The 12,844-nt window shown below is 63.2% G+C and carries 2 protein-coding genes; both read left to right on the top strand.

Annotated elements, in window-relative coordinates:
* Positions 1 to 76 precede the first annotated feature (76 nt).
* The gene (locus ACP92_RS15235; protein ID WP_156181793.1) at positions 77 to 9,571 is read left to right on the top strand and encodes an Ig-like domain-containing protein; all 9,495 of its coding nucleotides are present in this window, start codon (positions 77 to 79) and stop codon (positions 9,569 to 9,571) included.
* 149 nt (positions 9,572 to 9,720) lie between these two features.
* Positions 9,721 to 12,798, top strand: a complete 3,078-nt coding sequence (locus tag ACP92_RS15230) for an Ig-like domain-containing protein (protein ID WP_048348589.1) — start codon at positions 9,721 to 9,723, stop codon at positions 12,796 to 12,798.
* Positions 12,799 to 12,844: the final 46 nt, after the last annotated feature.

Below are 12,844 nucleotides of genomic sequence, written 5' to 3'. Positions count from 1 at the left end.
CATGCCGGCCACCTCACCGCTCCCGCAGCCGCACTCCGCGACCGGGACGGGTAAGTCATCCGGCAAGAAAGCGCTCGTGCGAGCGCGCTCTGTGGACGGCAAGGAGCGGGTTGACGAAGGGCAGGGCGAACGGGTGCAGCCGGCCGACGAGGTGATGTCCCAGGAGCAGTCCCTGGCCAGCGCCGAAGCCGCCATGTCGGCGCGCCACGTCAGCGAGGAAGAGGCCGATGTACCTCGAGCCGACGGCGAGGACTCCTCCGAGCGAATGCAACTGGCCCAGGCCGACAGCGATTCCAGTTCCAACGCCGCCGCCGTCCCGGCAGCCAGGTCCAACGCCAGCGACGCCCCCAGCAGCGTGGGCGAGGAACTGCTGCGCCAGGCCGCCCCGGTGCCGCGTAGCCGTGAGATTTCCTTCCTCGACCAGCTCGACGACTGGCTGGAGAGCGACATGGCCTTGCCCGTCGGTCTGGGCGCGGCAGCGCTGGGCTTTCTGGCGCTGTCCGGCGGCGGTGGCGGCGGCAGTTCCGGCGCAGCTGCTGCGGAAGCGCCACCTCCCGCCGTGGAACCTCCGCGCAATGAATGGCTGATGACCGTCACGCCTGCTGCCGGCGTCTTCCTACCCAATGCAACGGTCAAGCTGATCGCCAAGAAGCTCATGGCTGACGGCAGCTGGCAGGAAGTGGCCAATAGCACCGCGGTCGACGCCAGTGGCCGCATGACGCTCAAGGTCGCCAAAGGCAGCTTGACTGCCAAGGATGTCATCCGACTGGAACTGAGCGATACCGACCCCGCCGGCAAGGACTACAAGGACGAGGTGGCGGGAGCGCAAACCTTGGGCGGTCTCAAGCTGGAAGCCTATGTGGGCGCATGGAACGCCGACATGGCCGTCACCATCAACCCGTTCACTACCATGGTCGTGCACAAGCTGGATGAGGCGGCTAATGCGGCTAATGCAGGGGGCGCTCGTGGGAATAGTGCTGTTGTGAATGACGCGGGTGCTCCGGGCAGTGCTCCTGGTGCGGGTGGCGCGGGTGCTCCGGGCAATGCTCCTGTTGCGGGTGGCGCGGGTGCTCCGGTCAATGCTCCTGTTGCGGGTGACGCGGGTGCTCCGGTCAATGCTCCTGCTGCGGGTGGCGCTGGCGCTCCGGTCAATGCCGCCGCTGCCAATGCCCCGACCACCCCGGCCTACGGCGCCGACGCCGCCAAGTTCGAGGCGGCGATCGCCAAGGCCTTCGGCATCCAGTCTGGCGACCTGCTCCATACCATTCCCATCCTGCTCAATGGCAGGCCCGTTGCCGGCGCCTCCGCCGATGCGATCAATTACGGTCTGGCGCTGGGCATCCTCTCCGGCATGACCCAGGCCCAGCGTGAGGCTGGCGCCGCCAACCCGCTGCAGGCCGCCCTGGATCTGTTGAAGTCGGCCATTCAGGTCAATGGCGGCAATGTCACGTTCGCGCTGGAGACTCTCCGCAAGTCCCTCATCACCGGTAGCAACATCGATGGCGGCCTGGATGCCGGTGCGGCCAAGCTGCACGCAGCGGCGGTGGAGGACGGCAACAACAGCACCAGCACCATCAAGGGGGCCCAGGTTCCCTACCTGCAAGTCGATACGACGCAAGAGAAGCCCTACGCCGGCCAGACCAAGCCTGTCTGGGCCGACGCTGCTGTCAGTTTTTCCAGCTTCACCAACGGTGGCTTGAGCCTGAAGGTGGCTCCGGCCGCGTCGGCCAAGGTCGGTGATCAGTTGCTGGTGGAATTTCTTCCGCTGGACACCACCAATGGCCGGCTGCAAGGCGGCGGGGCAAAGCCGTTTACGTTCAAGTACACCTACACCGAGAAGGATGCCGAAGCCGTTCGCCTCAGCGCGGGCGATTCCAGCAACAACGGCATCGGCAGCTTCACGTTGGTGGTGCCTACCTTCGATGAGTCCGCCCAATTCAGTGCCACCAGGACCAGCGTCTTGCGTACTGCTACGGCGTCCTCCACCCCCGGTTCGGCGCCCTCGTTGCTCGATGTTAATAACGACGGCGTCTATAGAATCAACAACAGTGAGTACGGCTATCAGTTGCGCGCTTCCGGTGCGGTGATGGGGGCTTTCGCCAGTGGCGCGACCCTCAACATCAGCACTCAGTCCATCGGAGTGGAAGCCGCCCCCAACGCCACCGGCGGCGTACTGTTCAATGGCTCCGGAGTTCCCGGTGCCAGTAACACCGTCCGGTTCAGCGTCGCCATCGGGCAGAAGATCAACTGGAGCGGCGCCGATCCCACGCTGGAGGTGAGGGTGGCCAATCACCCTACGCCACTGGAGGCCACCTTGGTGTCGGGTCGTAATGCAGATGTATTGACATTCAAGCTGGATCTGACCAAGCCCGCAAACAAGAATCTGGAAGGCGCATTGAGCGTGGCCGCACATGCGCTTAAATTCTCTCCGGACACTATCTTGAGTGATGTTCCCGGCAATACCTTGTTCAAGACTCAGGATGGCAGGAGCTGGATTGATAGCAAGGGGAGCGCTGTCGCGGATATCGACGCGGCCCTGAACGTCAATACAGCACTTCCCAACAGCGGATTCTCCATTGACACGACGCCGCCGCCCACACCTCGCCTGACCTTGCCAGGTCGTCCGGCGTTCGACGCTAACAACTATGCCCCTGACAATGCCAAGCCCGTGAGCGGCAGTCTTAACGCCGCCCCGGCGGGCGCAAAGTTTGGTGAACACGCGGTAGTGACCAACGAGCCACGGATTCCCTTCAAGGTGAGTTTCGACGCGGCAGATAACGCTCAACTGAAGCAGGGGGACAGGGTCAAGCTGGTGGTCGATTTCCCAGGTACTCAAGGCCGTGAAATTGCATCAGCCTCGCTGAGCAAGGATACTGGCGGCAATTGGACGGCGACCTTTGATCCGGCCAGCTACAGCGAAAATATCCAGCAACTCATCACCCGGTTTAAAACAACGACCGATCTAGACAAGGTCACGTTCTCCGCAGTCGTCGTGGACCAAGCCGGTAACCAGAGCGTACCGGGCAGCTTGAAGAACTTTGCCGAAGGTGGCGTAGACAACATCTGGATCGACCTGAAAGCACCAGCGAAACCCAGCCTGGTCGCCCTCAACAGGGCTAGCGACACCGGCCGCGACGATGCTCCGGACACCCGCGCTGACGGCATCACTTCGATGGCCAAGCCGACCCTCCAGATCGAGGGTGGCGAACCGGGCGGGTTTGCGCGCGTCTATGCCAATGCCGACGGGACGGGCCTGTTGGGCGAAGGACGCATCAGCAATGGACAGAGTCTGACAGGCGGCAGCGTCAACAGTGCTTCTGTGGCGCTCACCGGAGGCACCGGCCTGGTCAACGGCGCCAATACGGTGTACGTGCAGTTGATCGATGCCGCTGGCAACAAGAGCGAGATCCAATCGAAGCAGATTGAAGTCCTGCTCCCGCTCCCCATGGACGCAAGGGCGGATATCGCCCTCACCAGCACCGCCCCGCACAACGGCTTCTACGTCACAGGCGATGTGATCGAGGTCCAGGTCACCTTCGACCGCGAGGTCTACCTGAAGCAGGGTAAGGTGACCGACCAGCTTTATGTGAACCTGATCCAGGATGGCACCGGCGCGAATGCTGCCAAGATCTTGAAAGCGACTTACCAAAGCGGCCTGGGCAAGGGTACTACCGATCCCGGCAGCAAGGTCCTGACCTTCAAATACACGGTGGGGGCTGGTGATGATGCACCAGCTGGCGTGAAGTACAAGGTTGGGGACCTGATCAACGTAGGCCACGTGCTGGAAGACAAGGCCGGCAGCGATGTTCCTGGGATGAGCAAGCCATATACTGGCGCCGGCCTGACCATCGACACCGTCGCCCCCCCCGTCCCGGCACTCACGCTGGATGCCGATTTGTTATCCCACGAGGCACGCGCCACGGCAGAGGTAGCCAAGGGCCAGCCGCTGAAGGTGAGGGGCAGTGAGGTAGGCTCCAAGCTGGCAATCAAGTTGACCAACGCCAGCGGCGTAGTCGAGAACCTCGATCCATTGACTGCTACCGGCGCCGGCCAGACCATCAACCTGACCGACGTGCAGATCGCCAAGCTGGGCGACGGCCTCATCACGGTCACCGCCATGGCCAGTGATACGGCGGGCAATGTCAGAGCAGCAGCCGAGACGAAGTTCACGCTGGACACCACCGCGCCCGCCGTGAGCGCCAGCGTCACGGCGACGGGTGGCGGTCAGCCTCCCGCCGTCACGAAAGAGCAGATCAGCTTCGTGGTCACCTTCAACGAAAAGCTGCGCGTCCCCGTCACAATCGACAACTTCACCGCCACCAACGGCACGGTCAACAAGGTGGAAGCCGTGACCGGTGCCGGCAACACAAACGCCAATAGCTATACCGTCCTCGTGACGCCCAATCCCGACATGCCTGCCGGCAACAAGGTCGAGCTCAAACTCAAGGCCAATGGCGCTACGCCCGTTCTGGACGTGGCCGGCAATCCCGCCGAACTCGGCGCGGTCATCGCGTCCCAGGCCATCGATACGCGGGGACCGACCGTCATCTCCGTGCCTGCTGACAATGCGCCGCCCGCGCCACCGACGATGAACAAGGATATCGTCTTCAACGTCCGTTTCGATGAGATGGGCTCTGTGTCCCAGATGGGCAACATCGGCGTAGGCAACTTCAAGGCCATCAATGGCAAGGTCACCAAGGTTGAGCCGGTGGGAGCGTCCAGGACGGAGTACAACGTCACGGTCAAGCCCAATGCCGAGCTGACCGGCAACAGCAACGAAGTCCAGCTGAATTTCTTTGCCGTGGCCGACATCCGGATGGGGCAGGGCAGCGCCGGCGTCGCCGATAGCCTGGGCAATGCGGCCAGGGATCAGCCCAACATCGCCCGCCAGATCATCGATGTCCAGCAGCCCAGCATCACCGCAGACGGTGTCTCCGTGAGCAGCCGCTCCCTTGCCAGCGGCAACCCCGATAAGCCTGGCTACGTCCATGCCGGCGACACCGTTCGCTTGGCCGTCGTCTTCGACGAAGCCGTTACCGTCAGCGGCACGCCCAAGCTGAACCTGCAAGTCGGGGCCAACACCCGTAGTGCTTCCTACAAGACGCTTAGCACCGACGGCAAGACCGCCTACTTCGACTATGTGCTGACAGCCGCCGACACGGCGACCGATGGCATCTCCATTCCGGCTAACGCGCTGCAGTTGCCCACCGGGGCGAGAATCACTGACCTGGCTGGCAACGCGGCCAAGGTGGACAGCAGTGTCGTGGCGCTCAATCCTGCCTACAAGGTCGATAACAGCGCACCTACCCTGACCGAGGTCAAGGTCAGCGAGATGACCGCTGACAATGGCAGCGGCATCTACAAGGCTGGCTCCGTCATTACCGTACAGGCCAAGTTCAGCGAGCCGGTCGATATCAATACGACCGGAGGCGCGCCTCGGATCAAGCTCACGATAGGAGGTGATGAACGCACGGCAGCCTATGTGGATAGGGTGCCCGGCGATGCGCCGGACGTCCTGAAATTCAGCTACACCGTTCTCTCGGGTGACAACGCTCCGGCAGGCGTCGCCATCCCGGCGTCGCCGCTCGTTCTCAATGGCGCGAGCATTACTGATGTGTCCGGCAATCGCGCCGTGCTCACGCTGGGTGGCGTACAGCCCAATGCTTCCTTCAAGATCGACACTACCGCCCCCACCGTCACCGCCGTGGCGATAGAGAGCGCCAGCGTCAGCGGCACGGAAGGCAACTATCGTGCTGGCGACGTCATCACCGCCGTGGTCACCTTTAGCGAAGAGGTCAAGCTTGCGCCCAACGCCCAGGCCAGCCTGAATCTGATGGTCGGTGGCGATAGTCGCACCGCCACCTTGGTCACCCCTACGGCCAATGCAGCATCTAACACTCTGCGTTTCAGCTATACCTTGCAGTCCGCTGACGCCGATAGCAATGGCATCTCCATCGCCCCCAACAGCCTGGCTCTTGCCGGCGTGACCGACAAGGCTGGCAACGCCGCCGCACCGGCGCATGTGGCCGTGGCCGACAACCCGTTGTTCAAGGTGGATAACGCTGCACCGACCATCCTCAGCTTCAGCACTACCACGCCTGACGGCACCTACAACATCGGCAAGGTGATCAACCTGCGCGCCACGGCTAGTGAGGAGCTGCGCCCCGGCGCGAAGATCACGGTCACGCTCGACAACGGCGACACCGCCGTGCTCACCCGTGACGCCAGCAATCGGACCCTGCTGGAAGGCAGTTATACCGTTGTCGGCGGCAAGCCATCCACGAACGACCTGACGGTGACCAGCTTTACACAGGCCGCCAAAGACCTGGCCGGCAACGACCTGCTGACTACCATGCCCGCAGCCGGCAAGAACCTGGGCGACAACCGCGCCATCGTGCTCGACGCCATGATGCCGCCGCAGCCGACCATGTTCAGACTCGACGCCGCCAGCGACGGTGGCGCCAGCCCCAACGATGGGCTCATCAGCGAGGTCTTGCCGACCTTCCATTTCGACGGGCTGGTCCGTGGCGCCACGGTGACGGTGACCGGTACCTTCAAGGGTGTTACCCAGACCCTGCTGCAATTCACCGCCAGCGCCACCGCGCAAGATCAGAAACTCACCACGCCGCTGACTGACGGCGTCTACACCGATATCTCGGTGATCCAGACCTCGCCCTCCGGCAATGCCAGCCAGCCGCGCTTGCTGGGCAACGTGACCACGCCTGGCAGCCTGGAACTGTCCACCGCCGCGCCGGGCGTGGCGAGCCAGCTGGTCTTCGATATCGACCAGGATTTGCAGACCGAGGCGTCCCTGGAGACAGGTGCGCCAGCCAATGCACCGCGCGACTTCATCACGCTGATCCGTACTCCCAAGTTCAATTTCCAGGGTGGCAATGACGGTGAGGTCGCGGTGCTGTTCCGCGACACCAACGGCAATAACATGGTGGATGCCGGCGAGCAGGTGCTGGGCCGCCAGATCATCGGTGTGACCAATGCCACCAACTACCGCCTTCAGCCCGGCACTAGCGGGAATGGCCTGAACGGTCACTACGTCGAGGTCGCTGCCGAAAACGCACTGGGCAATGGCCCCTATACCGATATCAAGCTGGCCTTGCAGAGCAAGTACGGGACCTATGGCACGGCCGTGCCGATGGCGCGGGGAGCAACCAGCGGCTCGGGGGCCGGCGGTATCACGGTGATCAATAACAAGCCGGTTCCCGACATTACCGGCGTCACCACCAATGCGACCGCTGGCGAGAGCAGCGCCGCCACCATGAGCTTTAACGTCAGAGGCGGTCAGACTGGCGCACGCATCATCATCAAGGCGGACCGCTTGGATGACAACGGCACGCTCATCGCGGCGCAGCAAGAAATTGGCCGGGGCGTACCGGATGGCAATGGCGTGCTCACGCTTCAGGTTGGCCAGTTCAATGGCAGCTATGGCAATTTCAAGGCTACTCAGGATTATGCGGGGAGGATCAGTAATGTCGCTGTCACAACGGTGACTAACACCGGGCCCCAACCGCTGGGAACCATCACCTGGGACCATCTGCCGATCTCGGTCACTGCCTCGACCGACCTTGCTGCGAATTCCCGTCCCGGTACGCCTTTCACGGTGAAGTTCGACTTCAGCAAAGCACCTAACGGCTTTGCACAGGATGATATTGCCGTGACCGGTAGTGGTGTCTTGTCTGCATTTGCTCCCGTGCTCGGTTCTAACAACAAACGGTATTCCGCCACCTTCACGCCTACGGATGCAACGGTCACCCGCGCCACGTTCCAGGTGAAGGATGGCTCCTACACCGAGCCGAACAACCAGTCCGGCGCGGCCAGCAACAAGCTGGAGCTCGTCTTCAACAGGGCCGGCGCAGTGGCAGTGTCGGGAGCCAGCGCCGATGGCAAGCCGCAGTTGGGCGACACCCTCACGGCCACTGTCAGTGATCCCGACGGCGTCAAGAGCGATGTGCCTGTTGCCTATGTCTGGAAGGCCGGTGGCGTCGCCATTGTCGGCGCGACCGGGGCCAGCTTGAGGCTCACCGATGCGCAAATGGGCAAGGCGATCAGTGTCGAGGCCCGTTATACCGACAACCTCGGCTTGGCTGAAGTCTCGTCCTCGGCAAGCACCCCTAACGTGACCGGACCCAATGCGCCGGGCGTGCTGAAGTTCACGGTCAACGGCCAGGAAACCTCCGTCGTGCGCCTGGGCGATAACGTCACGGCAGTCTTGAGCGATGGGGATGGCTTCGATCCTGCGCGGGTGACCTACAGTTGGCGGGGCGAGAGGCTGGCACGTCCGCTGAAGGGCGCCGATAATGCCACCGGAAGCACGTTCCAGATCGCTCAAGATGAGGATGTACACTCCTTTGGAACGACTCAGATTCTGGTTCAGGCGGAGTATACAGATCTGCATGGGACATCCGAGCGTGTTTCGGGATATGCCTACTTGAAATATCCCCAGCGTCCCGGCACGGTGGTCTTCGATGCACTGAATCCGCCGAACACGCCTTACCGATCAGGCGATGAGCTTCACGCGATCGTCAAGGACGACAACGGTACCGGCAATGGTGGCGTGACCTACACATGGTATGCCAATGACACGGTGATCCCCGGGCAGACCGGGTCGCACTTGCAGTTGATCGATGCCTATCGCGGCAAGGCCATCAAGGTGAGCGTGAGCTACACCGATGGCGAGGGTCTGCTGGAAACGCCGACCAGCCAAGCTATCCGTGTCGAGCAACCCAACAACAACGCACCGGTTGGCGCCGTCACCCTCGCAGGCTCAGGCGAGCTGGGTACGACGGTCACGGCGTCCAATACCATCACCGATGCCGACGGAATGCCCGGCCAGATCACCTACAAGTGGTTCGCCAGCGGCGACGCCGCCACCAAGGGCGATCTGATCACCGCGCCGGTGTTCGTCAATAACGACTCCAGCAAGCTGCTGATCACCAGCGACCTGGTGGGCAAGTCCTTGAAGGCGGAGGCGAATTACACCGATGGCCAGGGCACCGACGAGAAGGTGCTCGCCGCTACGGCCAAGACCGCGGGCTGGATGACCTCCGTCACGCTGGGCAATCTCAGCTACGCCCAGTTCGAGGCGCAACCCCAGGTCGTCAGTGGCGCCAAGCTGATCTCCCGTCATCCGACCAGCAACGTCTTCATCCTCGACGTCAACGGCGATGGCCAGATCACCGCTGCCGACGCCACCACCTACATCACCAGCCTGGACGCCAACGGCAGCATCAGCTTCACCACCGAGGCCGGCCGCGGCAAGGCCACCTTGTTGGCCGCGAACTCACCGCTGTGGGCGACATTGCTGCCCCAGCCTGCGGAATGGGGACCGGCCAATGGCGTCTTTGGCTTACCCGCCCGGAATGGCCAGCCAGCGGTGACCGGCGGCGATTTCTGGACTTCCACGGCGGGTACGGCGGCAGATTCCCATCAGGTATGGAGCAAGAGCGGCGCCGCCGATGGCACCCCGGGGGCCTATGAGCAGAGCAATGCCTCGTACATGAACGATCCCAATCGCCTGCACTTCAACGTCTTCCAGGTCAGCGTCCTGCCAGCGTGAACGCATGCGTGCCCATTCATTGATCAACCACTATGGAGAAAGGAGGCCAGGCCCGGCAAGGGTGGACGACCCGTGTCCCAGGTCAGCGTCATGCTCACCTGGATTCTGCGACACGTTCCAATAATTTTATAAACAAGAGGGAATTCAACATGACAACCGCAACCACGAACCTGGCGCAAAGCCGTCAGTTCCTGCAATCGCTCACCGGTCGCAAGATCGATGAGGAAGATCTCCCCGGCGCGCACAGCCTGGGAGCACACGCTGCCGATGCCTTTTCGGTCAGCACCAGCGTTACCGGAGGGAGCGTTCCCACGGCGGCCACCAGCATGCGGCTGGTCGTCAAGGGAGCAGAACCGGGCGCCAAGGTGCAGATCGTGGCCGACAGCGTCGTGGATGGCTTCAAGACGCTGTTTGTGCTGGGCTCGGCCACGCCGGATAGTCAGGGCGTGATCCAGCTCAATACCAGCCGCATCAACGGCTATTTCGAAAACCTGCGCGCCCAGCAGATCGTCGATGGCAAGGTGGGGCAGTTCACCGACGTGCAGAGCGAAGCGGGCGGGCCCTTCGGCGCCATCCATTGGGACCACGTCGCGCCCACCGTCAAGGTCAGCGGACCTTTCCGCGACCCGGCGGCGGCCAGTGACGATGCCCTCAACGTCAAGTTCAGCTTCAGCGAAGCGCCGGTGGGCTTCAGTGAAAAGAGCGTGGTCGTCACCGGCGGTACGTTGAAGAATCTCAAGGCCAGCGACGCCAGCGGCATGGTCTATACCGGCGACTTCATCCCCAGCAGCCCCAGCGCTGCCAAGGTGACCGTCAAGGTCAAGTCGGGCGGCTATACCGACGCGGCGGGCAATGCCGGCGAGGGCAGTCCCTTGCTGAGCGTGCTGCTGGAAAAAAACAATCTCGCCGTCACCGGTGGCGCAGCACCAGCCCCTGGCGCATCGGCCTCGGCTGACAGCGCCAAGGCCGCCGTGGCCGACACCGTCGCGCCGACCAAGCCTGTGGCTGTGCCCCAGACGGCCACTGTCGATGTCAAGCCGCTCACCGTCACCACGTCCGAACCCGATGGCTTCTGGCCGACCAATGCGCTGACCATGAGCTTCCAGGTCAGCGGCGGCAAACCGGGGGCGGCAGTCACCATCCTGGCGGCAGACCTGCTGGACGGTGTCAAGGGCAGCTTCACGCTGGGCACCGGTGTGCCGGACGCCAAGGGCGTCCTGACCCTGGATACCTCGGCGCTCAATGGCCGCTTTGGCCATTTCCGCGCCAGCCAGCCCGTGGCCGGCAAGCCTGACCAGGTGGTGGCCGTGACCAAACCGTCCGGCGCCAGCTTCGACGGTGTGCAGTGGGATCACGTACTGCCCTGGGTCGAGATCATCGGCCCTGACACCGACAAGCTGGTCGCCGGCAAGCCCTTCACCGTCAAGTTCCTGTTCGGCGAAGCGCCGGCGGCGTTCTCGGAAAAGAACGTGGCCGTCACCGGCGGCACGCTCACCGACGTCAAGCAGGCCATGACGGGCGGCATGCTTTACACCGGCGTCTTCAAGCCCAGTAGCGCGCAGGCCGGCAAGGTCAGCCTGCAGATCAAGGATGGGGCATTCACCGACCAGGCCGGCAATCGTGGCCAGGCCAGCGAGGTGCTGACCATCTCACTGCCGCAGGCGGCCAGTACATCGTCGGCCGATTCGGGCCAGGCCTCGGCCCAGGCGGTCAATGCCTTCCATTCGGTGTCGCTGACGCCGGAGAAGTTCGACAGCTTGGCCAAGCAGGTGCTCGCCCAGACCACTGCCTCCAGCGAGGCTCCGGCGGCGTCCGCCTCATCCACCTCATCCACCTCAGCGACGCCCTCCAAGGCCGCAGCGGAGCCCGCGCCTGTCAAGGTGGCTGACAGTTCCAAGAAGTCTGTGGCGGAAATGGTGACCGCTGTTCTGGACCCCACCGATGTCGCCAGCCTCAAGGCCCTGGGCGCACACAAGCCGTTCGTGTTGAGCTCGGAGAAGTTCGACATTGTGGCCAAGCAAGTGCTCGCCCAGGCCACTGCCCCCGGCGAGGCTCCGGCGGCGTCCAGCTCATCCACCTCATCCACCTCATCCACCTCAGCGACGTCCTCCAAGGCCGCAGCGGAGCCCGCGCCTGTCAAGGTGGCTGACAGTTCCAAGAAGTCTGTGGTGGAGATGGTGACCGCTGTCCTGGACCCCACTGATGTCGCCAGCCTCAAGGCCCTGAGCGCACACAAGCCGGTCTTGTTGAGCTCGGAGAAGTTCGACCTTGTGGCCAAGCAGGTGCTGGGCCAGGTCACGGACTCCCGCGAGGCCCGCGCCGCCGCGCATGCCCAGGGCGCAGCAGAGCCAGCGCCGGTCAACCTGGCCGACAGCGGCAAGAAGGCTGCCGCTGCATCGGTGAACCACGCGCCGGAGGGCGAGTTCGGCATCGGCGACTACAACGCCAAGGTGGGCAGCGTGATCACGGCTGACATCGGCAACATCAAGGACGCCGACGGCATCGTCGAGAGCTCGCGCCACGTCAAGTGGTATGCCGAAGACCTGGACCGCACAAAGACGCTCATCAGCAGCGATCACTTCCAGGGTGGCGACAGCAGCAAGCTCATCGTCAGCGCCGACCTGCTCTACAAGCGCATCACGGCGACCCTGGAATACACCGACAAGAACGGCAACCACGAATCGGTGGACGCCTCTTCGCCCGCGCTGGTGAGCTGGAGCCGGGGCTACGAGGTCGGCAAGCTCAGCTTTGCCGGCGCAGAGAAACCGGTCGAGCATGCGCAGCTCATCGCGCGCGATCCAGGCAGTTCGGTCTACATCCTGGACGTCAACGGCGACGGCAAGATCACCAGCGCCGACGCCACCTCCTACATCACCAGCCTGGACAGCAAAGGCGGCATGCGCATCAACATCGACGGCGGTAAGGGAACCGCCAAGTTGTTGGGCGCCGACGATGCGCTCTGGGCCAAGTTCGGCCTGCCCCGGATGGAGTGGGGTTCAGCCGATGGCAGCAAGGGCATGGCCGCTGCCGACGGCAAGGCCGCTGTGGCAGGAGGGGACTTCTGGACGTCCACTCCGGGCCAGGCGGCTGGCTCCCACCTGGTGTGGAGCAAGTCCGGCGGCGACCACGGAGCAGCAGGCGCGTATCTGCAGGCCGATGCCGCGCCGCCATTGGATGTCAGTCGTTTGCACTACAACGTCTTCCAAGTGAGCGTGATGCCCACATGAGGACGATCTAATTTCTATACGTCATCAAAAAAGAGAGGGAACCTAG

This window comes from Herbaspirillum seropedicae (genome assembly GCF_001040945.1).
GTDB classification, from domain to species: Bacteria; Pseudomonadota; Gammaproteobacteria; order Burkholderiales; family Burkholderiaceae_D; genus Herbaspirillum; species Herbaspirillum seropedicae.
This window is presented reverse-complemented; position numbering and strand designations above follow the sequence as displayed.

Excerpts from the sequence above, each read along its gene's own strand:
- ACP92_RS15230 (WP_048348589.1), top strand. The coding sequence starts at position 9,721 with ATGACAACCGCAACCACGAACCTGGCGCAAAGCCGTCAGTTCCTGCAA.